The organism is Microbacterium hanjuni, from assembly GCF_043556395.1.
Taxonomy (GTDB): Bacteria; Actinomycetota; Actinomycetes; order Actinomycetales; family Microbacteriaceae; genus Microbacterium.
The window spans coordinates 1,282,002-1,306,801 of the sequence record NZ_JBIGIK010000001.1; the positions used below are offsets into that span (position 1 = coordinate 1,282,002).

Genomic DNA, 24,800 nt, shown 5'->3' on the forward strand with positions numbered 1-24,800 from the left:
TGCGCTGACGTCACAGCGGCGGGAGGTCCACGTCGACGTCTTCGGCGACGACGGCCTCCTCGCTCCCCCAGATGACGTCAGCGTCGATGTCCCAGTCGTTCGTCTCGATGGCGGTGAACTCGTCGTTGAACGAGTTGTTCGCCGTGTACGACTCGGAGTAGTCGTTACCGGATTCCTCGATGTCCCACTCGACCGAGTTGTCGGTCTCGGTCGAGGTCTCGTTCTCGACGTTGAACGATCCGGCCACCGTCGTGACGGTGGTCTCGTTGCCGAGGTTGACATCGCCGAACGCCCGGATGTCGGTGGAGGCGTCGAGCGAGCGCGAGATGTCGATGTCGCCGCCGGCGGCGATCGCGCCGTCGCCGGATGCCACGACCGATTCGTTGCCCGACCAGGTGTGCACCCCCGAACCGGAGGCGATGTTCGCGTTGACCGACTGGTCGACGATTGTCGAGTTCGCGTTGACCCAGACGTCTCCTGCCCCGCCCGCGCCGCCGCCGGCACCCAGGGTGACGTCGCCGAACCCGGTGCTGTAGGTACGCACACCGGCGTTCACCGAGCCGTCGTTCTCAGAGGCGTCGGTGTAGCTGTGGGTGGAGTTGTCTGACAGGTCCCACGACTCGTTGTACGACCCGGTGTTGCCCGAATCGTTCCACTCGTTCTCGGTGTTGTAGGAGCCGTCCTGGAACGAACCGGTCACGCCCACGTCGGTCGCGCCGCTGTGGTCGGTGCTGTTGTCGACGTTGCCGACACCGTCGAGGTTCGCGGTGAGCGTCGTGCTGGTGGTGTTCGTGGTGTTGAAGGAGTCGCGCAGTCGGGTATCCACCGAGGCGTCGAACTCGTTGTCGTCGAGAACCATGGGGTGCTCACTTTCTTTATCAGAGCGTCGCGGCCAGGCCACGCTCGTCGGGGGGTGGGGGTCGCCCGGCCGTCGGAGTCTCGTCGATTCGGCGACCGGGCAACCGGCTCAGAAGAGGTCGACGTCCCCGGTGATGGCGGCGGCGTTGCTGTCGATGATCGCGTCGACGTCGAGGTCCACGTCGGTGTCGGCGAACAGAGACGTGTCGGAGTTGAACGATTCCGTCGCCGTGTAGGTCTCGGAGTAGTCGTTGAACGAGTCGTCGATCTCGACGTCGGTCGAGTTGTCGGTCCACGTCGACGTCTCGTTGTGGGTGTTGTACGAGTCGACGACGGTGGTGATCGTCGTGTCGTTGCCCACGTTGACGTCTCCGCCGGCGTACATGTTCGTCGACTCGTCGATCGTCGTGGAGATGTCGATGTCGTCACCCGCGGCGAGGGAATCGGTGCCGGATGCGACGACCGACTCGCTGCCCGAGTACTGCCACACCGGGCCGTCGGCGGCGATGTTGGCGTTCACGGACTGATCGACGATCGTCGAGTGTCCCGAGATCATGACGTCGCCTCCGCCCCCCGCGCCACCGGCGAGGCTGACCGAGCCGAAACCGGTGTCGTAGCTGCGAACGCCGGCGTTCGTGGAGAAGTCGTTGACCGATGCGTCGACGTAGGAGTGCGTCGAGTTGTCCGAAGCATCGACCGCGTGGTTGTACGAGTTCTCGTTGGCGGAGTCGTTCCACTCGTTGTCGGTGTTGTAGGAGTCCTCGTGGAAGGAGTCGGTGAGGTTGAGCGTGCTGTCACCGCTGTGGTCCTCGGAGTTGTCCGTGGTGAACGAGTCCGTCAGTGTGACGTTCGCCGAGAGGGTGTTCGTGTTGTCGTCGTTGAACGAGTCGCGCACCACGGTGTCGATCGACGCGTCGTAGGTGTTGTCGTTGAAGGCCATGATCCCTGTACCATTCCCGGGGCCATGCACCCCGACGTGTGTTGTAGACGTCACAGTACGAGCGGGGCTGCGACCACCGCATCGGGGGAGCCTCCGCGCATTCCGCAACCCCATGCGGGGTTTTCCGTCCGCCACTAGGGGCCTCTCCGGGGGGGAGCGGACCCGCCCCACCTAGGGTGGGGAGGTGGATATCGCCGAGCTGACCGCCTTGCTGACCCCCGAGGGGCTGCGGTTGCTCGATGAGACCTCCGCCCAGCCCCTCTCCGCCGACGACGTCACGCGCGTGGTGTCACGGCTGCGGGCGGCGGGCAACCCTCCGGAGCTGGTGTCGGCCGTCGTCGGCCAGGCGCGCCTGCGCGCACGGGCGATTGCGAAGTTCGGCGACTTCGCCGAGCGGATGCTGTTCACCCCCGCCGGTCTGGAGCAGTCGACCCGGCTTTCCATCGCCGCACGCCACGCCGGCCGGTTCCGCGCGGCGGGGATGAACACCGTGGCCGACCTCGGCTGCGGCATCGGCGGCGACGCGATGGGACTCGCCGGCATCGGCCTGCGGGTCGAGGCCGTCGAGGCCGACGAGGTGACCGCCGCGGTCGCCGCCTACAACCTCGCGCCCTTCGGTGACAGCGTGAGCGTGCGTCACGGCACCGCGGAGACGCAGGACCTCACGGGCGTCGATGCGGTGTGGTTGGACCCGGCTCGACGCACCGCGGGGCACGCCGAGACGACCCGCGTGTCGGCCGCCGATTACTCACCGCCTCTCGACTGGGCCTTCGACACCCTCCGGCGGTTGCCGGGCGGGATGAAGCTCGGGCCCGGATTCGATCGCGACCATGTACCCGACGATGTCGAGGCGCAGTGGGTGAGCGCCGACGGGTCGACCATCGAGTTGGTGCTGTGGTCGGGAGCCCTCGCCCGCGAGGGGGTGCGCCGGGCGGCGCTCGTCGTGCGCGGCGACGCCGCGTGGGAGCTGACGAGTCCCGCCGACAGCGAGGATGCACCGGTCCGCGAACTCGGCGCCTTCGTGCACGAGCCCGAGGGCGCCGTCATCCGCGCGCGCCTCATCGGCGACGTCGCGCGGGCCCTCGACGCCGGGATGCTCGCACCGGGGATCGCCTACCTCACCTCGGACGCGGCGATCACCTCGCCGTTCGTGTCGTCGTTCCGCGTGCGCGAGGAGGTGCCGTTCGACCCGCGGGCGCTGTCGAGGGTGCTGCGGGCACGCGGCATCGGCCGCCTCGAGATCAAGAAGCGCGGCGTCGACGTCGACCCCGCATCGATGCGCGGCAAGCTCAAACTCCAGGGCAAGGAATCGGCGACCCTGCTGCTCACCCGCGTCGGATCGAAGCGCTTGGCGCTGCTCGCCGACCGCGTGGAATGAGTCAGCCCACGACGCCGAGCTGCCAGGCCGCCCACAGCAGCCAGCCGGCGCTGTAGAGCGCGGACGCCGCACCCAGCACGATCGCCCACACGGCGAAGGCACGATTCTCGCCGGGTCGGCGGGCGCTGACGACGCCCAGCACGATGGCAACGAGCCCCAGCGGCAGCATCCATCCCACGAGCAGCGACGCCAGAAGCGCCGCGATGGCCAGACCCAGTGCCCACCGCGCGAGCACCGGCCGGGTCCTGCGCGGCCGGATCGGCTGCCACCCCACCATCTCGCTCTCGGCCGGAGCAGTCGTCGGGATCGCGCTCGGCGTCGCGGCCTCGGGCACGAGCGGTGCGCCCGGCGGGATCGCCGTCGTCACCGGCACCGGATCGATCGACGCCTCGACGGCGGCAAGGTCGGGCAGCGGTGGAGGCGGACCCGGCAGGTCGGGAAGAGGTGCCGCGGGGTCAGGGAGACGCCCGGACTCGCTCATGCCTGGATCTCCGTCACCGGGAGCGTCGAGTCGGCGCCGAACCCCAGCGACGAAGGCTCGCGGCCGGCCGAGATGAGCTCGGCCGTCAAGGCGGCGATCATCGCACCGTTGTCGGTGCACAGCTGCAGCGGGGGGATCCGCACCGTCACCCCGGCCGCTGCCGCCCGCTCGAGAGCCACCTCGCGCAGTCGACGGTTGGCCACGACTCCGCCACCGAGCAGCAAGCGGGGTACCCCGTAGTGGGCGCACGCGTCGAGTGCCTTCGTGACGAGCACGTCCACCACCGCTTCGCGGAAGGAGGCGGCGACGTCGGCGACCGGCACGGGTTCGCCGGCCTCTTCGCGCTGCTCGATCCAGCGGGCGACGGCGGTCTTCAATCCCGAGAACGAGAAGTCGAAGCGGTGTTCGGCGCGGTCGGAAGCCCGGGACAGGCCGCGGGGGAAGCGGATCGCCGTCGGGTCCCCGGTCGCTGCCGCCCGATCGATCTCCGGGCCCCCGGGATACGGCAGACCGAGGATCCGGGCGACCTTGTCGAACGCCTCCCCGGCCGCGTCGTCGACGGTCTCGCCGAGCAGTTCGACGTCGCTCGTCAGATCTCGAACGAGCAGCAACGACGTGTGTCCGCCGCTCACGAGCAGCGCGACCGTGGGGTACTCCAGCGGCCCCGCCTCGGTGTCCAGAATGTCCGCGGCGATGTGGCCGACCAGGTGATTGACCGCGTACAGCGGTTTGCCGAGGGAGACCGCGAGCGCTTTGGCCGCCCCGATGCCCACCATCAGAGCGCCGGCCAGGCCCGGACCGCTCGTGACGGCGATCGCGTCGAGGTCTTCGAGACGAACGGATGCTTCCGCCAGCGCCGCCTCGATCGACGGCTGCAGCGCTTCGAGGTGGGCGCGCGCGGCGACCTCGGGCACGACGCCGCCGTAGCGCGCGTGCTCGTCCATGCTGGACGCGATCGTGTTGGAGAGGAGGGCGCGACCCCGCACGATGCCGATGCCGGTCTCATCGCAGCTGGTCTCGATGCCCAGGACGAGGGGTTCGCTCATGTGCATGCTCCCGCATCGTCGGAGATGGGCACCAATGTCGGATCGTTCGCGGTGGATCCTCCGACATCGGTGCGATTCTCCGACGCGGATGCGCTCCCCCGAGCGCTCTGCCAGCCCGGCAGGTCGAGGCGCATCACGATCGCGTCGACGTTGCCGTCCGGATAGTAGTTGGGGCGCCGTCCGATCTCGACGAACCCCTCCGAGACGTACAGGGCTTGGGCCGAGGCGTTGTCCTCGCGCACGTCGAGGAAGACCTCGCGGATTCCGCGGTTCCCGGCCTCGGCGAGCAGAGCGCGCAGCAGGGCGCGCCCGCGCCCGCGGCCTCGAGCCGAGGCGTCGAGCGCGATCGTCTGGACGTCGGCATCGCTCGAGCCCACCGGTGCGCGCAGGCCCGCGTAGCCGAGCACGCGCCCGGCCTCCTCGTCGATGACGTACCAGTTGTGCTCACTCTCGAGCTCGGCCCGCATGATCGCATCCGACCAGGCGTCTCCCTGGAAGGAGGCCCGCTCGACCTGCATGATGGCGGCGAGATCGTCGACGCCCGCCCGGCGGCGGCTCATGTGCCCACCCGCTTGCGCGCACCGGGAGCGGTGACATCGGGAGCTCGGAGGTAGAGCGGCTCCGCCGGTCCGACCGTGCGACCGGCGGCAACGGCTCGGGCAGCCACCAGCGCGATGAATGACGCCGGCACAGCACCCGCCTCCACCCGGCGAGCCCCCGACCGCTCGAGCGCAGCATCCAGGTCGTCGCGGGGAACGAGCACGGTCTCCTCCGCCCGCACAGGGAGTCCATCGTCGTCGATACCTTCGTAGACCGTGACGGCGAACTCGCGGCGGCGGGCGTCGGTGACGACCGCGAAGCGACCGGGCTCGGTGTCGGTGAGGGCGCCGTGCAGCAGCACGTCGAGGGCGATCGCGTCGTGACTGGCGACCGGAACGAGGGGCAGCGACTGCCCGAGCGCGAAGGCGCGGGCCGCGGCGATCCCGACGCGGAGCCCCGTGAAGGGGCCCGGCCCCATCCCCACCGCCACGTGGGTCACCGGCTGCGTGGTGTGAGCGAGGACCTGAACGAGCAGATCGCCGATCACCTCGGCGTGGCCCAGCGGGTTCGTACTCTCGGCCTCGGCGACGACGACTCCGTCTGCTTCGACGAGGGCGACCGCCGTGCCGAGCGAGGTATCGATGCCGAGGAACACCTCTCCAGGGTAGTCGCGCGGCGACAATCCGATTCCGTGGTCCCTCCGAACAGTAAGTGTGACCGTGTCGACCGCCGCCAGTGCGCCGACGAACTCCACGCTGAACACCCTCGAGGTGCCCGAGGTCGGCGATGGGGTGGGCTGCGGCGGGGGGTCGCGGCTCGAGATGAACCCGGCCTGCGTGGGGCTGAGTCGTGTCGTCGTCCGCTCGGCGGTCGGCCCGGTCACCGCCTTCGCCGGCCGCCGTTCGGGCGGCCATGCTCTGATCCTGCTGCACGGCGCTGCCGCCGGCTGGAGCACCTGGACGCCGCTGCTCGCGGCTTCCGACCTCACCGAACGCCCCCTCACCGACGTCATCGCCGTCGATATGCCGGGCTGGGGCGAGAGCGGTACCCGGATGCCGTCGGTACCGCGCCTCTCCGAGGCGATCGTCGAGGTCGTCCGCTCCCTCGGCTACGAGCGCTGGGGCATCGTGGGGCACTCCCTGGGCGGCGTCATCGCGCTCGACATCGCCGCACGCCACCCCGCGGAGACGCTCGCGGTCGGCCTCGTGTCTCCCAGCGGCGAAGGTGTGCGCGCGGTGACGCGCCACCCGGTGCGCAGCGCCGCACGTCTTCCCGGGTTCGCCGGCATGCTGCTGGCCATGCGCCTTCTGCGCCTGCTGGGGCGCGCCACTCCTCCGCTCCTCGCGGGGCTGCGGACGACCGGCGCGCTGCGTCTGCTCACCGCGCCGCTCTTCCGCCACCCGAGCCGCGTCGACCGCTCGGTGAGCGAGGCCTTGGCCACCGAGATCCGCCCGGCGGCGTTCGTGCGGGCGGCACGGGCGGCGCGCACCTACGACGACGGGCGCTGGCGTCGCATCCGTGGCCCCGTCCGCTCGGTCTCGGGGGCGCACGACGTCTTCTCACCCGTGAGCGACGATGCCTGGTTCGCCCGCCGGGTGCCCGATTTCGCCGCGGTGAGGCTGCCGCGGGCGGGGCACTTCGCGGCGATCGAGCGCCCCTTCGAGGTGCTCGCGGCGTTCGCCACCGTGATCAGGGCCCTCAAGGATGCCGGGTGATCGTGACCGTGCGCGGCGCGTCGGCGTCGAGCTCTGCGGTGTGGCCGGCGATGGTGTTGCACGCCGAGTCCATACCGCGCCCGCCGCTCTGACGGACGAGGTCGATCTGCCACCACGAGCCCGCGAGGTGTTCGGCCATGCCCGCGCCCCATTCCACGACGATCGCCGACCCGTCGACATCGAGGTCGAGGTCGTCGAGCTCGACGGCGGAGCCGAGCCGGTAGGCATCCACGTGCACGAGGGGCACGCCGCCGATCAGCGAAGGATGGGTGCGGGCGATGACGAAGGTGGGGCTCTGAATGGGTCCGCGTACGCCGAGACCCGCGCCGATCCCCCGCGTGAGGGTCGTCTTGCCCGCGCCGAGCGGACCGTTCAGCACGATGACGTCGCCCGCCTCCAGCGCTCTGCCGATGGCCCGTCCGAGCCGGTCCATCTCGGCCGGGGACGAGACCTCTCGGGTACCGAGCAGCTCCTCGGGCACGCTCATCCCGTCACCTGCCGTCGCGGCACGCGTGGACCGATGCCCGTGACGATGTCGTAATCGATCGTGTCGGCAGCATCCGCCCACTCCGACGCCGCGGGCACACCGAGGGTGGGATCGCCGAACAGCACGGCCTCATCGCCCACGGCGACGGGGGTGTCGCCGACATCGACGACGAACTGATCCATCGCGATGCGCCCGGCGACGGTGAAACGGCGGCCACCGATCTGCACCGGGCCGCGGCTCGAGGCCTGCCGGGGCACGCCGTCGGCATAGCCGAGCGGCACGAGTGCGAGGGTGGTGTCGGCTGCGGTGCGGTACGTGTACCCGTAGGACACGCCGGTGCCCGCCGGTACCCGACGGACGGCCGCCACGGCGGCACGCAGGGTCATCGCCGGGCGGAGGCCGAGGTCGGCGGCGGAGCGATCGGCGAACGGTGAGACCCCGTAGAGACCGATCCCGATCCGCACGCACCCCATCCGGGTCTCGGGGAGCGCGATGGCCGCATGGGTGGCCGCGATATGGCGAAGCGGCGGGTTCAATCCGGCTGCGGCGGCGGCGATCACGCCCTCCTGGAAGACGGCGAGAGCGGCGAGGTCGTCTTCGCGCGAGGTGTTGGACAGGTGCGAGAAGAGCCCGACGACTCGCACCCTGCCCAGCCGTTCCAATCGGGCGGCTTCCGCGAACACGACGCGCAGCTCCTGCGGCGCGATGCCGTTGCGGGACAACCCGGTCTCGATCTTCAGGTGCACGGCGACGGGGCGATCGGCGGATGCTGCAGCTCCGGCGGCGAGCAGCTGGTCGATGCTCGAGATGCCGAGCTCGATCTCCGCTGCCACCGCCTCGGCGAACGAGGCGCCCGGGGGGTGCAGCCAGGCGAGGATGGGGGCGAGCACGCCCGCGCGACGCAGCGCCAGCGCTTCGGCGACGTCGGCCACCCCGATGCGCGTCGCCCCGCCCTGCAGCGCGGCGAACGCCGACCGCACGGCGCCGTGCCCGTACCCGTCGGCTTTCACGACCGCGATGATCTCGGAGTCGGTGAGGCGGCGGAGGTGGCGGACGTTGTCGCTGATCGCTCCCACGTCGATGCGCGCTTCGCGCATCACGCCGTCGGGAAGGCGGCTCACGCCGCGCCCCCCGTCTCGGCGACGACGTAGGCGGTCGCGATCCCGGCGTCGTGGCTCATCGAGAGGTGCACCGCGGTGATGCCCCGCTCGGCGAGCACGCGGGCGGTCGAGCCCGAAAGGCGGAAGACGGGACGACCGGATGCTTCGGAGGCGATCTCGATCTCCGTCCAATGCACGCCGTCCGAGCCGCCGAGCGCCTTGATGAGGGCTTCTTTCGCGGCGTAACGGGCCGCGAGCGACCGCGGCTTCAGCATCCGCTCGGCAGGCGAGAACAGCCGCGGCACCAGGCGGGGCGTGCGCGCGATCGACCGCTCGAAGCGCGGGATGTCGACGAGGTCGACGCCGATGCCGACGATCATGACGCCGAGGCTACTCGGGGGTTCTCACTCAACGGTCACGGACTTGGCGAGGTTGCGCGGCTGGTCGACGTCGAGCCCCTTCGCCGTCGCGAGCCCCATCGCGAAGATGTGCAGCGGCACGACTGCGAGCAGCGGCTCGAACAGCGGGCCCGCCAGCGGGATGCGCAGCACCTCGTCGGCGCGCGGCAGGACGGCCGCGTCCCCCTCTTCGGCGATCGCGATGACGCGGGCGCCGCGGGCGCTGATCTCCTCGATGCTGGAGACGACCTTGCGGTGCATCTCCCCCGACCCGCGCGGCGAGGGGACGATGACGAAGACCGGCTGGCCGGCCTCGATGAGTGCGATCGGACCGTGCTTGAGCTCGCCGGCGGCGAAGCCCTCGGCGTGGATGTAGGCCAGCTCCTTGAGCTTGAGGGCCCCCTCCATCGCGATCGGGAAGCCGACATGGCGACCGAGGAACAGCACCGAGCGGGTGTCGGCCATCCAGTGCGCGAACTGCTCGATGCGCGGCTGCTCCCGCTCCAGGATCTGGGCGATCTTGTCGGGGATCGCTTCGAGTTCGCGGACGTGGTCGGCGATGGTGTCGGCGTCGAGCGATCCGCGCACGCGGGCGAGGTGCAGCCCGAAGAGGTAGAGGGCCGTGATCTGGGCGACGAAGGCCTTCGTCGACGCGACGGCGACCTCGGGTCCGGCGTGCGTGTACACGATCGCGTCGGATTCGCGCGGGATGGTGGCGCCCTGGGTGTTGCAGATGGAGAGCGTCTTGGCTCCCCGCTCCCGGGCGTACTTGACGGCCATGAGGGTGTCCATGGTCTCGCCCGACTGGCTGATCGACACCACGAGCGTGTCGGGTCCGAGCACCGGGTCGCGGTAACGGAACTCATGGGCGAGTTCGACGTCGACAGGAACCCGTGACCACTGCTCGATCGCGTACTTGCCCACCTGACCCGCGTACGCGGCCGTGCCGCAGGCGATGATCACGATGCGGGAGACGTCGCGGAAGAGCTCGTCGAGTCCGTCGAGCTCGGGAATGACGACCTGGCCGTCGCGCAAGCGCCCGCGCAGGGTGTTCGCCACGGCTTCGGGCTCCTCGGAGACCTCTTTCGCCATGAACGAGGACCATCCGCCCTTCTCTGCGGCGGAGGCGTCCCACGTGACCTCGAAGGGTTCGACCTCGACCGGCTGGCCGGCGAAGTCGGTGACCTCGACGCCCGAGGGGGTGATGGCGACGATCTCGTCCTGGCCGATGGCGAGGGCGTGGCGGGTGTGCTCGACGAAGGCGGCGACGTCGGAGCCGAGGAAGTTCTCGCCGTCCCCGAGGCCGATGACCAGGGGCGAATTGCGGCGCGCTCCCACGACGAGACCCGGGTGATCGCGGTGCATGGCCAGCAAGGTATATGCGCCCTCGAGGCGCGAAACCACGGCACGGAAGGCGGCCACGAGGTCGCCGCTCGCGCGGTACTCGCGGCCGAGCAGCACGGCGGCGACCTCGGTGTCGGTCTGGCTGAGGAAGGTGTAGCCGTCACTGACGAGCTCGTCCTTCAGCTCGGCGAAGTTCTCGATGATCCCGTTGTGGATGACGGCGAGCTTGTCGTCGTCGGCCAGGTGGGGGTGCGCATTGTCGTCGGTGGGGCCGCCGTGCGTCGCCCACCGGGTGTGCCCGATCCCGGTCGTACCGTCGTTGAGCGGGTGGGCTTCCAGGTCTTCGCGCAGCACCGCGAGCTTGCCGGCGCGCTTGCGCATCCCCAGCTCACCCGATCCGTCGATGACGGCGACGCCCGCCGAGTCGTACCCGCGGTACTCGAGACGGGCGAGACCCGCGATGAGGATGTCCTGGCTCTGGCGAGGACCGACGTACCCGATGATTCCGCACATAGGGATCAATCCTAGGTGCGCTGGCTGAGGGTCTCCCCCGACGCGGGCACCGGGCCCGGAAAGGCCCGCGGGCCCTCTCGCCGCTACCCATGGGGACGGGTTTCAGGAGAGGGCCCACGACTCCGACACAGCCGCGCGTCATGCTTGGGGAAACACTCCGCTTTCACCGCTGGGGGCGGTTCGAACACGTGTCGAAGGCACTTTCAGTCTACGCGCGATCCCTCGGGGACGCGCGGATTTCCGCGTGATTCCGGCCGTGTCGAGCTTCGGGACGCGCGACGGAAATCCCGATCCCCTAATGCCCCTACCCAGGGGTCCCCCCAATAGGGGATACCCCTGCATCGGGGAAATAGGGGTTCCTGGGGGCAAAGCGCTGTGACACACTCGACCTCGCACCAGGCGTCGAAAGACGTTGAGGTATGCAACGCCGAGGGGTCGGCGTGGCGTGGGCCTCCCGATCTGGGGTCGGGAATCAGCAGCCTTTGGTGCCTTGCGGGTATGGGGCCCGCACATTGGGGAAATTGGGGACGACGTCCATGGGGAGACGTTATTCGGCGTGCCCGCGCACCTTGCCGGGTGCGCGTTCGCACTCCAGCGAGAGTGCGCGGGCACACCACAACGTGGTGCAGACCCGTGATGCCGGGGTGACCGCGTGACGGCGTGGGTCGATGCGACCGCGTCGACGATCACGTCGTCCGCGCCGCCACGGCGACGCCGCTTCGCGGCCGCACCCCCGCTGCAGGAGCCGACGTGGGCCGCGGCCGCAGGCCCGCGCACGTCAGCCGCGGTGAAGCGCCGCATGCTCTGGGAGCGCCGGTATCGGCGTCGCCTGACCGTCACCGATGCCGTGGTGGTGCTCGCGGTGACCGCCGCCGCCTCGCTCTGGCACCTCAGCACCGACGCCCCGGGGGCTCTCGAAGCCGACCCGTGGATCCTCTCGCGCATCCCGCTGGCGACGGCGGCCACGTGGCTCCTCGCCCTGGCACTGTCCGGCACCCGGGCGCCCGGCGTGATCGCTGCGCCCCAGACCGAGTACCGGCGCGTGGCGCTCGCCACCGGCTGGGCCTTCGGGCTGCTCGCTCTCGCCTTCGTGGTCTTCCCGTGGGAGGGACTGCGGAATCAGGTGATCGTCGCGCTGCCGATCGGCCTCGTCGCTCTCCTCACCTCCCGCCGCCTGTGGCGTCGGTGGCTGGTCGCGCGCCGTCGCAGCGGACTGTACGACTCGCGCGCCATCGTGCTCGGCCGTTCCGTCGATGTCGCGCAGGTCGTGCGCACCCTGGAACGGGACGACCAACTCGGCTTCCGCGTCGTGGGAACGGCGGTGGAGGGCGATGCGGGCGCCGTGCACAGCATCCGCCCCGACGCCCACTCGATTCTGGCCAGCCCGGACGCCGTGGCGCAGGCGGCGCGTGAGCTGGGCGCTGACACGATCATCGTGGCCAGCGACGTGAGCGAGGGCGCGTTCGCCCGCCGGCTCAGCTGGCAGCTCGAGGGTGCGGCCACCGATCTGGTGTGGGCCAGCCGGCTGACCGATGTCGCCAGCCCCCGCATCTCGCTGCGTCACATCGACGGACTTCCGCTCGTGCAGATGCGCATCCCGACGTTCGAAGGTGCCCAGCACCTCTGGAAGCGCGCCCTCGACGTGATCGTTTCCGTCGTCGCCCTGCTGGCGATCGCCGTCGTGACGCCGATCATCGCGCTGCTCATCCGACTCGACTCCCCCGGACCGGTGTTCTTCCGCCAGCGCCGCGTGGGTCGCGACGGACGCGAATTCGACATCATCAAGTTCCGCACCATGACCGAAACGGCCGAGACGGAACTCGCTCTGCTCATCGCCCGCAACGAGGGTTCGGGCCCGCTGTTCAAGCTGCGCGCCGACCCGCGCGTGACAACCGTCGGAGCCGTGCTGCGGCGTTTCTCGCTGGACGAGCTGCCGCAGTTCTGGAACGTGCTGCGCGGCGAGATGAGCGTGGTCGGGCCTCGCCCGCCCCTGCCGAGTGAAGTCGGCGGCTACGACGGGCACGTCTTCCGGCGCCTGTACATCAAGCCGGGGATCACGGGCCTCTGGCAGGTCAGCGGACGCAGCGATCTCTCGTGGGAGGAGAGCGTGCGTCTCGACCTGCACTACGTCGAGAACTGGTCGGTGCTCACCGACCTTCGAATCATCTTCCGCACCGCAACGGTGATGGTGCGGCCGAAAGGAGCGTACTGACATGCTCATGCGCAACGTCCCTGCGAGCCCGCCCGCGCCGTCGCGAGCAACGGCCACCGCACCCGCCGCCACGAAGGAGCGGACAGCGTCCGCCTCTTCCCCGGAGCGGTTCGACGGGTGGGTGCGCTCGCAGCCGCGGGCACTGCTCGACGAACTCGTCACGATCGACATCGCGGCCTGCCCGGTGACCCTGGCCGATGAGGCCCAGGCGCTGCGCGTCATCTCCGCGGCCTCTCAACGGCCCCACCCGGTTCCGTTGGCCGTCGCGTCGATCAACCTGGACCACGTCCACCACTTCGGCAACGGCCGGCGCCCTCTCGGCGCCGAGAGCGGCACCGAAGACGGCTCCCGCGTCGAGTGGCTGAGCCTGATCGACGGTCGGCCCATCGCGCGTCAGGCGCAGCGTTTCACCGGCGACGATGTTCCGCGCCTCGCCGGGAGCGACCTCATCGGGGGCATCCTCGACGATGCGTCCGAGAACCGTCTCACCGTGGCCGTCCTCGGCGGCTCGTCGGAACTCACGCCCGTGCTGCGCGACCGCCTCGCCGAACAGTGGCCGGGTGTCACGTTCTGCGGCCACTGGGCACCCGAACGCGCGGCGCTCGCGGAGCCCCGCACCTCACGGCGCATCGCGGAGGAGATCCGCCGCGCGGGTGCGGACATCGTGATCGTCTGCCTGGGCAAGCCCCGGCAGGAGCAATGGATCGACTCCTACGGCAGCGCAACGGGCGCGGGCGTTCTGCTCGCGTTCGGGGCGGTGGTGGATTTCCTCGCGGGACGCGTCTCACGCGCACCCTCGTGGATCTCCTCCGCAGGAGGCGAATGGATGTGGCGGCTCATGCTCGAACCTCGGCGGCTCGCACGGCGGTACCTCATTGAGGGACCCCCGGCCTACCTGGCTGTGCGACGCTCCCCGGCCCCTCTTCGGGCATGAGCTGCTACTTGACCGACCCGGGCGGTGCGGCCCCCCCGACCGTCCGGGTCGCCCCTCTGGGGCAATGGCCGTCCTCTCATCCCGCTCCGGCGGGGTGAGAGGACGAGGGGGGCGGAAAACAACATGAAGAAACCGGGGGGTGAGCGTATGGCGCAATCGCGCGTGCGCTGGGGGCTGCTCGTGGCGGGCATCGTGCTCATCGCTGCGGCGGTCGTCGGAGGGTGGATGCTGACGAGCCCGGCGGGCTCCGACGCCGCGGCACCGTCAGCGAGCGGATCGGCCGCCGGGCCGGTCGCAGGGACCGAGGCCGAAGCGGGCGACCCCGCGCAAGCGATGCCCGAGCACGGCACCGAGGCGCTTCCCCCCGACACCGCGCGGTCGAACACGCCCCCTTCGGTGGCACCCCCGACGCCGCGTCTGCCCGATCCCCTGCCCGTTTCGGCATCGGCTCGAGGATCGCTCGTCGTGGGCTATCCCGTCGAGGTGGCAGCCCCGCTCGAGCATTCGGAGGTCCTGGACTCCTCGGTCGCCGGTGCGCCGGGAACGCTGCAGTTCACTCTCGTGGCGCACAGCGAAGTCTCCCCCGAGCAGATCGTCGAGCAGTACCGAGCGGCCTGGAGCGGCATCGCACTGTCGCCCGAAGCCGAGCCGAGCGCGGGCGCGACCGCGTCGTTCCGCGATGCCTTCACCTCCGTCACCGTCTCGGCCGAGACCGGCGGCACCGGCACCGTGTACTCGATCTTCGGCGTCTTGAAAGCGGGGTGACACGGTGTACATCTCGTTGACCAACACTCCCGCGCCACCCACGTCTGAGAAGCCGCGGCGCTCCGGCGGACGCCGACCGCGCGCCGGCATCCGCACCGTCTCGTCGACCGTCATCACCCTCGGTTTCGTCTCCCTTCTCACCGACATCTCCTCCGAATCGGTGAGCGCCATCCTGCCGCTGTACATCACCGGCGTACTGGGCCTGTCCACGATCGCCTTCGGCGTGCTCGACGGGCTCTACCAAGGGGTGAGCGCGTTCGTGCGCATCGCGGGCGGCTACACCTCCGACCGAGTCGGGCAGCCGAAGTGGGTGGCCTTCGCCGGTTACGCCCTCGCGGCGGTCGCGCGCGTGGGCCTGCTCTTCGGAACCGGTTTCGCTGCCCTGTCTGCGGTGATCACGGCCGACCGCATCGGCAAGGGGATCCGCACCGCCCCGCGCGACGCGCTGATCACGGCGGCGAGCGATCCCGAGCGACTCGCGGCGGCGTTCGGCGTGCACCGGATGCTGGACAATATCGGAGCGGCGCTCGGACCCCTCATCGCCTTCTTCATCCTCCTTGCGGTGCCGGACGGCTTCAGCGTCGTCTTCGTCGCCTCGCTCGCCTTCGCCACGCTCGGCGTCGTGCTGCTCGGGCTCATCGTTCCCAACGTCCGCACCGCGCGCCGCGAGCGAGAAGCGTCGGGTGCTCGACCGCGTTTCGCCTGGTCGGCCGTGTGGAACGGTCCGATGCGCCGCGTGCTGGCGGCCTCCGGAATCCTCGGCCTCCTCACTATCGGCGACGGCTTCATCTACCTCGTGCTGCAGTCGCGGAGCGACTTCGCCGCGCAGTGGTTCCCGCTGCTCTACGTCGGCACCAACGTCGCCTTCCTGGCCTTCGCGATCCCGCTCGGGCGGTGGGCCGACCGTATCGGTCGGGCCCGCGTGTTCGTCATCGGTCACCTCGGCCTGCTGGCCGCGTACGTCGTCGCGGCCCTGCCGATGGCCGACGCTGCGGCGACGGTGCTGTGCCTCGTCTTCCTCGGCGGTTTCTACGCCGCGACCGACGGAGTGCTCTCCGCTCTGGCCGCCCAACTGACCACACCCGAGACACGCGGCACGGGCATCGCAGCCGCCCAGACGGTCATCGCCGTGAGCCGCTTCGCCGCCGCGGCCGGATTCGGGGTGCTGTGGTTCCTCGTCGGCCGCGAGGCATCGTTGCTCATCGTCGCCGGAGCTCTCGTCGTCGCGATCGTCGCGGTGACGGTTCTTCTCGCGCCGCTCCTGCGCCGCGAGAAGGCGGGTGCCGCGTGAACGACCGGATCAAGTGGGGCGTGGTGGGTCTCGTGGCCGCGATCGGCCTCGGCTCGACAGCGGTGGTGGGCGTGCTCGCTTGGCAGCAGCACGACCAGGACCGCTCAGCGCCCAGCGCCGCGGACACCGTGCTCGCAGTCGGCACCGGCCCCGCCGATCGGGTCGTGTTCCGCAACACGGCCGAAGGCACGGGATACGGTCACGTCGCGAGTGTCGATCTCGCGGCGCCCGCCGGCCAGCGCGCGGTCGACGACCTCATCTGCGACCGCGTCGACGCGGCCCTGGACACGGTCTCGTGTCTGCGCAACGAACGAGGGATCGTTCCTTCCTACTCCGCCACGGTCTACACCGCGGCCGGCGAACAGCTCGCCCAGTGGCCGCTGCCGGGAATCCCCAGTCGCACGCGGGTGTCTCCGGACGGCGCTTTCGTCGCCACGACCTCGTTCGTGACAGGGCACTCCTACGCGACGGTCGGGTTCTCGACCGAGACCGTCATCCGCTCGGCCGACGGCGAGAGCCTCGGCGATCTCGAGGAGTGGACCCTGATCGTGGCGGGAGAGCCGAGCCTTCCGCTCGACCGGAACTTCTGGGGCGTGACCTTCGCGGACGACGAGACGTTCTACGCGACCGTGGGTCTCGCCTCCTCCGGCCGCACCTACCTGGTGCGCGGCGACATCTCCACCCGCACCCTGACGACGCTGGCCGAGAACGTCGAGTGCCCGTCGCTCTCCCCCGACGGCACCCGCATCGCCTTCAAACGGGTGACCTCCGCTGCCGGTGCGCCCGTGCATTGGACCCCCGCCGTCTACGACCTCGCGACCGGGGCGGTCACCCTGCTCGGTGAGAGCCGCGGTATCGACGATCAGATCGAGTGGCTCGACGACGACACCGTGCTCTACGCGCTCCCTCGTACCGACGCGATCGGCGACAGCGACGTCTGGCGTCTCGCCGCCGACGGCTCCGGTGCGCCCGAGCTGTTCATCGAGCACGCCTGGTCGCCCGCCGTGGTGCGGAGCACCCGATGACCGCCACCGAAACGGAAACGAGAACCGACGTGATCGCTGAGAGCACCGGACGCTTCACCGGGACGGCGCGCTGCGACGTGGCCGTCATCGTCGTGACCTACAACAGCGGCGCGGACCTGGAGGGGCTGTTGACCTCCCTGCGCGCGGAGGCCGACGATCTGCGACTGCGCGTGATCGTCGTCGACAACTCCTCGACCGATGAGACCCTCGACGTCGCGGCCCGACACGACGACGTCCTCACCCTGCGCACCGGGGGGAACCTCGGTTATGCGGCCGGCATCAACGTGGCGGCCACCCGGGTGCGCCCCGGTGAAGACATCCTCGTGCTCAACCCCGACCTCCGCGTGCAACGCGGCGCGGTGCAGCGGTTGCGCGCGGTCCTGCACGCACACCCCGAGGTGGGCGTGGTGGCGCCGCGCATCCTCGACGACGCGGGGCGCACCACCGACAGCCTGCACAACGAACCGACGGTGTTGCGCGGGTGGGCGGATGCGGTGATGGGGCCGCTCTGGCGTTCCCGCCCTGCTCCGCTGACGGAGTGGGTCCGTTCGCCTCGGGCCTACCGCACCGCGCGAGACGTGGATTGGGCGAGCGGGGCGGCACTGCTGATCCGTTCCGACGTCGCCCGGCGCGTCGGGGAGTGGGACGAGCGGTTCTTCCTCTACTCCGAGGAGACCGATTACTGCCGGCGGGTGCGCGAAGCCGGATTCCGGGTGCGCTTCGAGCCCACCGCCGTCGTCAGCCACCGCCAGGGCGGATCCGGCTCCTCCGCGGCGCTCGACGCCCTCTTGAACGTCAACCGCGTGCGCTATCGCCGCAAGCACGCGCCGCGCGGAGCCGAGGCCTATCGTGCCGCCGCGCTGATCGGGGCGGCACTGCGGGCAACACGGTCGCCGCGCCACCGGGCCACGGTGGCCTTCCTCGCCCGGGAGAGCCGGTGGGAAGACCTGCCCCACGCCACGTGGCGTCCCCCGGTCACCGCCGCACCGTTCGCCTCGGTCATCATGCCCGCCCACAACGAGGGGGCGGTGATCGACCGATCGCTGCACCACCTCGCTCCGCTCTCGGCGGTCGGCGCCCTCGACGTGCACGTGGTGTGCAACGGCTGCGACGACGACACCGCCGCGCGGGCACGCAGCATCCCCGGAGTCAGGGTCCTCGAAATCGCCGAACCGTCGAAGACGGGCGCCCTGAACGCGGGCGACGCCGGCGCGGTGCAGTGGCCGCGCATCTACCTCGACGCCGACATCGACCTGCCCTCTGCCGCCATTCCCGGCCTCGTGCGCGCCCTGCAGCGGGACGGCGTACTCGGCGGCCGCCCGCCGTTCGAGTACGACACTCTCCACAGCGATGCCCTGGTCAAGGCCTACTACCGTGCCCGCCTGCGCATGCCGCACATGTCGCAGGCGCTCTGGGGGGCGGGGGTGTACGCGCTCAACGAGCGGGGGCACGACCGCATCGGAGAGTTTCCCGCCGTCACCGCCGACGATTTGTTCGTGGACAGCCGGCTGGCCGACACGGAGAAGGCCTTCCCCCTGACGACGCCGGTGCGCGTACGGATGCCCCTCACCACCGGCGCACTGGTCACGGTGCTCCGGCGAGCGCGTCGCGGCCCCGACGAGCAGGGGGTGGACCAGGGACGTCAGACGCTACGGGCCCTCGCGCGTTCGGTGCGCGGGCCGCTCTCTCTGATCGATGCGGGCGTGTTCGCGGCGATCACCCTGTACGTCCGCCGCCGTGCCGCCGCACCCTCGGCCTCGTGGGAGCGAGACGACTCGACGCGGCGGCACCCGGCCGTGCCCCGCGCCCAACATGAGAAATCATGAGACTTTCCGAGATGACGGGTGCGGTGTTGCTACGCTCCGCAGAGGGGCCGCGTTCCGTTGAACGCCCTCGAGCTGTGGAGCCGATCCAATGATGCTGCCCGCCCCCTCCTCCCTGTCCGAGCGATCGCTCGTCTCGGGTCTTTCGCTGCTGTGCCTGGCCCTGGCGACCGTCGCGGCGATGGTCGGATCCCTGTTGATCTACCCATCCCTCGGTGGTGAGCAGGCGAGGGGGTCCGCGGTGAGCGTCTTCTCGGATGCTGCGGTCCCGGCCGCCGATCGTGCGGTGCTCGCGACGTCCGAGCCGGTATCGATGTCGGCGGGCGTGGCCGCGGGATCTTCCGCCGGCGTTGCGGCGGTCGGAGACGCCGAGGCGGTGTTCGGCGACGAGGTGGCGCCGCAGACGCCGGTCGACCCCGACGAGCGGTCGGTCGAGCTGGGCATGCGATTCTCGCCGAAGGTGGACGGCACGGTGTCGGCCCTGCGCTTCTACCGCTCGAGCGCCGTCGGCGGTGCGCGCGTCGGCACTCTCTGGGGTCCGTCCGGGGAAGTGATGGCCCGGGTCGAGTTCCCGGCGCTCGGCACCAGCGGGTGGCAGAGCGCCGCCGTCTCGCCCGCCGTGGCCGTCTCGGCGGGCGACACGTACGTCGTGTCCTATCTCGCCCCGGCCGGCCGCTACCCCGCAGACGAGGAGTTCTTCGCCGAGGGCCTGGACACCGAGACCCTCGCGATCCCCGCCGGCGCCGGCGTGTACGCCTACGGAGCCGGCATCTATCCGACCGAGAACTACCGCAACTCCAACTACTACGTGGACGTCGCCTTCGAGCCGGCCCTCGCGCCCGAGCCGAGCGCGAGCCCCGAGCCGACGCCTCCGGCCGAAGCGACTCCGACGCCGACCCCGACCGTGCAGCCCACGGTCGAGCCCACCGTCGAGCCCACGGTCCAGCCCCAGCCGACCGCCTCCGCCGGGGGCGTGTTCGACGCGGACATCGAACCCGACGAAGCCGTCGACCCCGACCGCGCCTCGGTGGAGCTCGGCATGCGGTTCTCCCCCAAGGTCGACGGCGAGATCACCGCCCTGCGCTTCTATCGCAATGCGGCCAACACGGGCGCACTGCGCGGCACCCTGTGGGATGCGGACGGCGGCGTGCTCGCCGGCGCCGACTTCCCCTCTGCCGGTGAGGGCTGGCAGACGGCCACGCTCGCGGCCCCCGTCCCGGTGAAGGCGGGCGAGGAGTACGTCGTGTCGTACCTGGCTCGACTCGGTCAGTACGCGGCGGACGAGCACTTCTTCGACGTCGGGATCGAGAACGAGTACCTCTCGGTGCCCGCCGGGGCGGGTGTGTACGCCTACGGCGCGGGGTCGTATCCGGCGGAGAACTACCGCAACTCGAACTACTACGTCGATGTGCGCTTCGTTCCCGAAGAGGCGCCGACCCCCACTCCGATTCCCACTCCCCCGACGCCCGAGCCGACAGCATCCGTCGACCCCTCTCCGGAGCCGACCATCGAACCGGTCCCCGGGGATCCGGCCGTGCTCGATCTGCCGACCGAGGCGTGGTGGGGAGGCTCGGCGTACTACGCCCAGTGGGACAAGGCCGCCGCGGCGGGCTGGGACGAGCCGTCGTTCTTCCCGATCTCGGTGTTCTTCGGGAAGCCCTCGCACGCCGACGAGCTGGCCGCGATCGGGGTCAACACCTACATGGGCGCCGAGCACGACGGTTCGCCGATGTCGATGATCACGGACCAGGGCATCTCGGTTCTCGCCCAGGGCGAATGGACACCCGCCGAGGTCGGCGACGACCCGCGCGTCGTCGGGTGGCACGTGAGCGATGAGTGCGACATGGGGTACTCCGGCTGCACCCCCGACTGGTCCAACGACAACGGCGAGCAGGGCCGCCTCGCGATCCACCAGCGCTACGTCGCCGATACGCGGGCCCTCGATGACGGCCGGTTCGTGCAGGCGAACTTCGGCAACGGCGTGCTGGGAACGTGGTGGGCGCCCGAGACGATGGACGATCACCTGGCCCTGGTCGATGTGTCGAGCGTGGACAAGTACGCCTACACGAGCCCCGGCGTGAACGGTCTCTTCCGTGAGTCCGGCTACTGGCCCGAATCGAAGGATCCCGCATCGGCGGGAGCCTACGGGTGGCAGCAGGACCGGATGGAGTCGTTCATGGCTCCCGTCGCCTCGAAGCCGAACTGGGTGTTCGTGGAGACCTCCCGGCCGTTCTTGGAGGAGCCCGGCGCCCGCACCATCACCGGCGATCAGATCGAGGGTGCCGTGTGGAACGCACTCATCCACGGCGCCGCCGGCATCTCGTACTTCCAGCACAACAACAGCGGGTGCGGCACGTACTCGCTCGTGGAATGCTCGGCCGACCTCCGCGAGAAGGTCGGCGACATCAACGCCAGCGTGACGAGCATGGCGCCGGTGCTCAACTCGCCGTCCTACGCCTGGAACTTCGGCGCGGGGTTGGAGACCACTCTCAAGGCGGTCGACGGCTACGCCTACGTCATCGGCATGACCGACGGAGGTTCGGGCTCGCGCAGCTTCACCCTTCCCGACGGCCTGTCGACGACCGTCGAGGTCGTCGGCGAAGGACGCACACTCAGCGTCACCGGCGGCACCTTCACCGACTCGTTCTCGTCCGAGAACGATCACCACATCTACCGGATCGCTCTCGACTGAGATCCGCCAGCGAATGCAGAGACCATGACGACCCATCCACCTCCCACCCGACCGGCAGCCGCCCTTGTCACCGTGAGCTACCGAGGCGACCTCGATCTCGCGCGCGATCTGTGCGCGAGCGTGGACGCCTACCTCGACCCCCGGGTCGAGCACGTCCTGGTCGTGCCACGGTCCGACGCGTCTCTTTTCGAGCCGTTCCTGACGGAGCGACGACGCATCGTGCTGGTGGAGGATGTGCTGCCGCCCGACTACCGTCGACTACCCCTCCCGCAGCAGCTGCGCTTCGGGCCGCTCCGCAAACGCATCCGGGAGACGTGGTGGACGCCGCGGGGCCTCGTCCGCGGGTGGATCATCCAGCAGGTGGTGAAGCTGTCGGCGCCGAACTACATCTCGGCCCCGTCGGTAACGTTCGCGGACAGCGACGTGGTGCTGGTCGCGCCGCTCGAACTCGAAGAGCTGGTCGACGCCTGTGGCACCCGCTTCTACGCCGTGCCGGGCGCCACCGCCGACAGCGCGATGCATGCTCGCTGGCACAGCGTGGCGCAGCGCCTGCTCGGAATCCCCGTGCGGGGCTATTCGGGGTCCGATTACATCGGCAATCTGATCACGTGGCGCACGGCCGACATCCTCGCGCTGCAGGACCGGGTCGGGGTGGTGGCGGGAAAACGGTGGGACGAAGCGGTGATCCGCCAGCGGGCGTTCTCCGAGTACATCCTCTACGGGGTGTTCGTGGATCACGTCCGCTTCGGCGTGGACGCACGACCGACGACGGTCGACCTTGTTCACGCGGGGTGGTTCTACGACCTCGCGACGACGGCCGGCATCGAGGAGTTCATCTCGGGGGTGACCGGTTCGCCCGTGGGGGTCGCGATCCAGTCGACCGAGCGTTTCACGCTCGCCGAACGGCGCGACATCGTGGGGCGGATATCGAGCAGGATGCGAACGTAGAAAAGCCTCGCGATCTGCGGGAAAACGCGATAATCTGAACGCGGCTATCGGGTCTGGGGGAAACGATGGTGCCATTGGGGGGCGCTCTTGCGCGTGCGGAAATTTCCAGTTCCGACACGCGTTCCCGTTTCGTGCCCGCGGCAGCCCAGCCCGGCCGAACGCCGCTCCTGCTGTGCGTGACCGCGTTCGCGATCTTCTTTTTCCCCTCCAACATGGTCATCGAGCCGATCGGGGCGGCCGGGACCGTGCCGATCATCCTGAGCTGCCTGTTATTGGTGTTCTGGATCTGCTCCTGGGTGTGGGGCCTGCACGACCCGATTCCGCTCCGCCACCCCGGACGCCTGGCCCTCGGGGCGTTGATCCTCGGCGTCGGCGCGTCCTACGCGGCGCTGAACGGCGGGTGGAGCGGCACGATCACGGCGGCCGGCGGTGCGGCGGCTGATCGGTGGCTCATCCTCGTGGCCGCGAGCGCGGGCCTCGTGCTCGTGACGAGCGAGTGCATCCGCAGTATGGCCGACGCCCTGCGCCTCCTCCGGTGGCTGCTCGCCGGGGCCGCGTTCTGCTGCATCGTGGGCGTCATCCAGTTCGTCACCCATACGAACCCGATGGACTGGGTGCAGATGTTCATGCCGGGCTTCACCGACAACGGCGGCGACACCCCGTTCCAGGCCCGCGGCAACCTCATCCGGGTGGCGGGCAGCACCTTCCATTCCATCGAGCTCGCCGTGGTGAGCGGGATGCTGCTGCCGCTGTCGATCTGGCGGGCGCTCTTCGACCCGCGAGGGTGGCGCTGGTGGCACTGGACCCAGACCGCGTTGCTCGCGTTCGGGGTCGCCTCCTCCATCTCTCGATCCGGCATGATCGCGGCGCTTGTGGCGCTCTGCGTCTTCATCCCGTTCCTGCCGCGATTGGCGCGGCGACGCGTGCTCATCGCTCTGCCGTTCGCGCTCGTGGTGCTGTTCATGACGGTGCCGGGTTTCGCGACCACGCTGACGTCCACCCTGTTCGCCGACTCGTCCGATCCGTCGATCGCGACGCGCGTGAACAACTATCCCCGGGTGGCGATGCTCATCGACCAGCATCCGCTGTTCGGTCTGGGGCCGGGCAACTACATCCCCGAGAACGCCCTGCAGATCCTGGACAACCAGTATCTCAACGCCGCCGTCTCGCTCGGCCTCGTCGGGGTCGCGTGCCTCGCGGTCTACCTCTTCCTTCCGGGCATCGCCGGTATCCATGCCGCCCGCCACGCCCTCTCGCCCGCGCTGCGCTGCCTCGCGGGCGCCTCGGCGGCCGGCCTCCTGGTCGCCGGCGTGTGCTCGCTCACTTTCGATTCGTTGTCGTTTCCCGTGATCGCTCTCCTCTACCCCTTGTGCGTCGGCCTCGCCGGCGGCGTGTGGCAGATGGTGCGCGCGGAAGCGACCTCATTCGGGGCGAAAGCCCCCTGACCCGACGGGATCACGACCATGGACCCACTTGCAGTCATCCGCACCATCTGGCGCCAGAAATGGTTCGCTCTCCCCGCGATCGCGATCGCGGTGGGAGCCGCGGTCTACGTGTACAGCGAGGGGCCGCGGGAGTACGAGGCGACGCTCTCCTACGCCGTGGCGAACCCGCAGGTTCCCACCGACGATGAGCTGCGTGCCGATCCCGCACTGAAGGAGCTCAACTCCGACAACCCCTACCTCCGCTCGAGCGATCCCACGCTGGTGGGAAGCGTCGTGATGACGCGTCTGAATGCCCCCGAGACGGCCGACCAGCTGGCGGAGCTGGGGCTCAGCACCGATTACGAGGCCGCGCCGGGGGTCGGCGGTTCGGGGCTCGTGGTGGCGATCAACGCGAGTGCGACCAGCCCGGATCTGGCTCTGGCCACACTGGCCGAGCTCGGCGTGCGCTTCGATGAGAACCTGCGCGAGATCCAACAGGTCAACGGTGCCGACGACCGCTACCTCTTCACCCCGATCCTCGTCTCCGCCCCCGACCGGGCGACGGAGAAGCTCTCGAGCCGCGTCCGCACCGTCGTGATCGTCGGGATCTGCGGAGTGGTGCTGGTGTTCGGCGCGATCTCGCTCGGTACCTGGACCGACAGCCGCCGGGCGAAGAGAGCCGCGCGCACCGCACCGGCCGACGACGGCGAGGTCGGCTCCGAGGTCGGCGCCGAGTGGGCGGCTTTCCCACCCACGGCCACCGCGGATCGAGCTCGCCCGCGTCCCCGACCCAAGGGCCCACGCCCGCTGCCCGTGTCCGCTCACTCCTCCTCGTCCGCGGCAGCGGAGTCCTTGCGCGCCTAGAGCGCGCCGTACCCCGAAAGCA

General features: G+C 70.2%; 22 protein-coding genes. 12 read left to right on the forward strand and 10 right to left on the reverse strand.

The features are described 5' to 3' along the window. Window positions 1–10: 10 nt before the first annotated feature. Together ACFXP5_RS06305 and ACFXP5_RS06310 are read right to left on the reverse strand one after the other, a co-directional pair. A complete protein-coding gene (locus ACFXP5_RS06305; RefSeq protein WP_394543956.1) occupies window positions 11–859 on the reverse strand; it encodes a hypothetical protein in 849 nt (282 codons plus the stop codon). A gap of 108 nt (window positions 860–967) precedes the next feature. Further along, on the reverse strand, window positions 968–1,798 hold the full coding sequence (locus tag ACFXP5_RS06310) for a hypothetical protein (protein ID WP_394529390.1): 831 nt from the start codon (window positions 1,796–1,798) through the stop codon (window positions 968–970). Window positions 1,799–1,982: 184 nt separating this feature from the next. On the opposite strand from ACFXP5_RS06310, the gene ACFXP5_RS06315 reads away from it, so the two are divergent. Further along, window positions 1,983–3,176, forward strand: a complete 1,194-nt coding sequence (locus ACFXP5_RS06315; protein WP_394529391.1) for a class I SAM-dependent methyltransferase — start codon at window positions 1,983–1,985, stop codon at window positions 3,174–3,176. A 1-nt stretch (window position 3,177) separates the two neighbouring features. Here the strand turns inward: ACFXP5_RS06315 and ACFXP5_RS06320 are convergent, their stop codons facing one another. Genes ACFXP5_RS06320 through tsaB form a run of 4 tightly spaced genes read right to left on the reverse strand, consistent with a single transcriptional unit; the run spans window position 3,178 to window position 5,898 of the window. Next, entirely contained in the window at window positions 3,178–3,657 is a 480-nt protein-coding gene (locus ACFXP5_RS06320) for a hypothetical protein (RefSeq protein WP_394543957.1), read from the reverse strand. Then, window positions 3,654–4,709, reverse strand: coding sequence for a tRNA (adenosine(37)-N6)-threonylcarbamoyltransferase complex transferase subunit TsaD (gene tsaD, locus ACFXP5_RS06325; RefSeq protein ID WP_394529393.1), 1,056 nt, complete (start codon window positions 4,707–4,709; stop codon window positions 3,654–3,656). Before tsaD ends, ACFXP5_RS06320 begins: the two co-directional genes overlap by 4 nt. After that, a complete protein-coding gene (gene rimI, locus ACFXP5_RS06330; protein ID WP_394543958.1) occupies window positions 4,700–5,263 on the reverse strand; it encodes a ribosomal protein S18-alanine N-acetyltransferase in 564 nt (187 codons plus the stop codon). The genes tsaD and rimI overlap by 10 nt, the downstream gene beginning before the upstream one ends. Beyond that, on the reverse strand, window positions 5,260–5,898 hold the full coding sequence (gene tsaB, locus ACFXP5_RS06335; protein ID WP_394543959.1) for a tRNA (adenosine(37)-N6)-threonylcarbamoyltransferase complex dimerization subunit type 1 TsaB: 639 nt from the start codon (window positions 5,896–5,898) through the stop codon (window positions 5,260–5,262). The genes rimI and tsaB overlap by 4 nt, the downstream gene beginning before the upstream one ends. 64 nt (window positions 5,899–5,962) lie before the next feature. On the opposite strand from tsaB, the gene ACFXP5_RS06340 reads away from it, so the two are divergent. After that, window positions 5,963–6,958 carry an alpha/beta fold hydrolase gene (locus tag ACFXP5_RS06340; RefSeq protein WP_394543960.1) on the forward strand — a complete coding sequence of 332 codons (996 nt, stop codon included), beginning with the start codon at window positions 5,963–5,965 and terminating at the stop codon, window positions 6,956–6,958. On the opposite strand, the gene tsaE is transcribed toward ACFXP5_RS06340, so the two are convergent. From tsaE to glmS, 4 genes are read right to left on the reverse strand one after another with little or no spacing between them, the layout of a single operon-like run. Next, window positions 6,942–7,445 carry a tRNA (adenosine(37)-N6)-threonylcarbamoyltransferase complex ATPase subunit type 1 TsaE gene (gene tsaE, locus ACFXP5_RS06345; protein WP_394543961.1) on the reverse strand — a complete coding sequence of 168 codons (504 nt, stop codon included), beginning with the start codon at window positions 7,443–7,445 and terminating at the stop codon, window positions 6,942–6,944. The two genes, ACFXP5_RS06340 and tsaE, sit on opposite strands and share 17 nt — an antisense overlap. Further along, complete coding sequence (alr, locus tag ACFXP5_RS06350; RefSeq protein ID WP_394543962.1) at window positions 7,442–8,566, reverse strand: alanine racemase; 1,125 nt, start codon at window positions 8,564–8,566, stop codon at window positions 7,442–7,444. Before alr ends, tsaE begins: the two co-directional genes overlap by 4 nt. Further along, the gene (locus ACFXP5_RS06355) at window positions 8,563–8,925 is read right to left on the reverse strand and encodes a holo-ACP synthase (protein WP_394529399.1); all 363 of its coding nucleotides are present in this window, start codon (window positions 8,923–8,925) and stop codon (window positions 8,563–8,565) included. The genes alr and ACFXP5_RS06355 overlap by 4 nt, the downstream gene beginning before the upstream one ends. A gap of 24 nt (window positions 8,926–8,949) precedes the next feature. Then, on the reverse strand, window positions 8,950–10,800 hold the full coding sequence (gene glmS / locus ACFXP5_RS06360; protein ID WP_394543963.1) for a glutamine--fructose-6-phosphate transaminase (isomerizing): 1,851 nt from the start codon (window positions 10,798–10,800) through the stop codon (window positions 8,950–8,952). Window positions 10,801–11,452: 652 nt separating this feature from the next. On the opposite strand from glmS, the gene ACFXP5_RS06365 reads away from it, so the two are divergent. The 10 genes from ACFXP5_RS06365 (at window position 11,453) to ACFXP5_RS06410 (ending at window position 24,778) form a co-directional block, all read left to right on the forward strand. Continuing rightward, on the forward strand, window positions 11,453–13,012 hold the full coding sequence (locus ACFXP5_RS06365; RefSeq protein ID WP_394543964.1) for a sugar transferase: 1,560 nt from the start codon (window positions 11,453–11,455) through the stop codon (window positions 13,010–13,012). 1 nt (window position 13,013) lies between these two features. After that, window positions 13,014–13,946: a WecB/TagA/CpsF family glycosyltransferase gene (locus ACFXP5_RS06370; RefSeq protein WP_394543965.1), complete on the forward strand. Its 933-nt coding sequence runs from the start codon at window positions 13,014–13,016 to the stop codon at window positions 13,944–13,946. A 147-nt stretch (window positions 13,947–14,093) separates the two neighbouring features. Next, window positions 14,094–14,711, forward strand: coding sequence for a hypothetical protein (locus ACFXP5_RS06375; RefSeq protein WP_394543966.1), 618 nt, complete (start codon window positions 14,094–14,096; stop codon window positions 14,709–14,711). A 16-nt stretch (window positions 14,712–14,727) separates the two neighbouring features. After that, a complete protein-coding gene (locus ACFXP5_RS06380) occupies window positions 14,728–16,002 on the forward strand; it encodes an MFS transporter (RefSeq protein ID WP_394543967.1) in 1,275 nt (424 codons plus the stop codon). Next, the gene (locus ACFXP5_RS06385; RefSeq protein ID WP_394543968.1) at window positions 15,999–17,027 is read left to right on the forward strand and encodes a TolB-like translocation protein; all 1,029 of its coding nucleotides are present in this window, start codon (window positions 15,999–16,001) and stop codon (window positions 17,025–17,027) included. Before ACFXP5_RS06380 ends, ACFXP5_RS06385 begins: the two co-directional genes overlap by 4 nt. Continuing rightward, the gene (locus ACFXP5_RS06390; protein WP_394543970.1) at window positions 17,024–18,853 is read left to right on the forward strand and encodes a glycosyltransferase; all 1,830 of its coding nucleotides are present in this window, start codon (window positions 17,024–17,026) and stop codon (window positions 18,851–18,853) included. The genes ACFXP5_RS06385 and ACFXP5_RS06390 overlap by 4 nt, the downstream gene beginning before the upstream one ends. An 88-nt stretch (window positions 18,854–18,941) precedes the next feature. Beyond that, window positions 18,942–21,542: a DUF4082 domain-containing protein gene (locus ACFXP5_RS06395; protein ID WP_394543971.1), complete on the forward strand. Its 2,601-nt coding sequence runs from the start codon at window positions 18,942–18,944 to the stop codon at window positions 21,540–21,542. Between the two features lie 24 nt (window positions 21,543–21,566). Next, on the forward strand, window positions 21,567–22,490 hold the full coding sequence (locus ACFXP5_RS06400) for a DUF6492 family protein (RefSeq protein ID WP_394543972.1): 924 nt from the start codon (window positions 21,567–21,569) through the stop codon (window positions 22,488–22,490). Between the two features lie 131 nt (window positions 22,491–22,621). After that, on the forward strand, window positions 22,622–23,935 hold the full coding sequence (locus ACFXP5_RS06405) for an O-antigen ligase family protein (protein WP_394543973.1): 1,314 nt from the start codon (window positions 22,622–22,624) through the stop codon (window positions 23,933–23,935). An 18-nt stretch (window positions 23,936–23,953) separates the two neighbouring features. Next, on the forward strand, window positions 23,954–24,778 hold the full coding sequence (locus tag ACFXP5_RS06410) for a chain-length determining protein (protein ID WP_394543974.1): 825 nt from the start codon (window positions 23,954–23,956) through the stop codon (window positions 24,776–24,778). The last annotated feature ends 22 nt before the right edge of the window (window positions 24,779–24,800 follow it).

Excerpts from the sequence above, each read along its gene's own strand:
- ACFXP5_RS06375 (WP_394543966.1), top strand. The coding sequence starts at position 14,094 with ATGGCGCAATCGCGCGTGCGCTGGGGGCTGCTCGTGGCGGGCATCGTG.
- ACFXP5_RS06355 (WP_394529399.1), bottom strand. The coding sequence starts at position 8,925 with ATGATCGTCGGCATCGGCGTCGACCTCGTCGACATCCCGCGCTTCGAG.
- ACFXP5_RS06395 (WP_394543971.1), top strand. The coding sequence starts at position 18,942 with ATGATGCTGCCCGCCCCCTCCTCCCTGTCCGAGCGATCGCTCGTCTCG.
- ACFXP5_RS06305 (WP_394543956.1), bottom strand. The coding sequence starts at position 859 with ATGGTTCTCGACGACAACGAGTTCGACGCCTCGGTGGATACCCGACTG.
- glmS (WP_394543963.1), bottom strand. The coding sequence starts at position 10,800 with ATGTGCGGAATCATCGGGTACGTCGGTCCTCGCCAGAGCCAGGACATC.
- ACFXP5_RS06320 (WP_394543957.1), bottom strand. The coding sequence starts at position 3,657 with ATGAGCGAGTCCGGGCGTCTCCCTGACCCCGCGGCACCTCTTCCCGAC.
- ACFXP5_RS06400 (WP_394543972.1), top strand. The coding sequence starts at position 21,567 with ATGACGACCCATCCACCTCCCACCCGACCGGCAGCCGCCCTTGTCACC.
- ACFXP5_RS06410 (WP_394543974.1), top strand. The coding sequence starts at position 23,954 with ATGGACCCACTTGCAGTCATCCGCACCATCTGGCGCCAGAAATGGTTC.
- tsaE (WP_394543961.1), bottom strand. The coding sequence starts at position 7,445 with ATGAGCGTGCCCGAGGAGCTGCTCGGTACCCGAGAGGTCTCGTCCCCG.
- tsaD (WP_394529393.1), bottom strand. The coding sequence starts at position 4,709 with ATGCACATGAGCGAACCCCTCGTCCTGGGCATCGAGACCAGCTGCGAT.
- ACFXP5_RS06370 (WP_394543965.1), top strand. The coding sequence starts at position 13,014 with ATGCTCATGCGCAACGTCCCTGCGAGCCCGCCCGCGCCGTCGCGAGCA.
- rimI (WP_394543958.1), bottom strand. The coding sequence starts at position 5,263 with ATGAGCCGCCGCCGGGCGGGCGTCGACGATCTCGCCGCCATCATGCAG.
- ACFXP5_RS06310 (WP_394529390.1), bottom strand. The coding sequence starts at position 1,798 with ATGGCCTTCAACGACAACACCTACGACGCGTCGATCGACACCGTGGTG.
- ACFXP5_RS06390 (WP_394543970.1), top strand. The coding sequence starts at position 17,024 with ATGACCGCCACCGAAACGGAAACGAGAACCGACGTGATCGCTGAGAGC.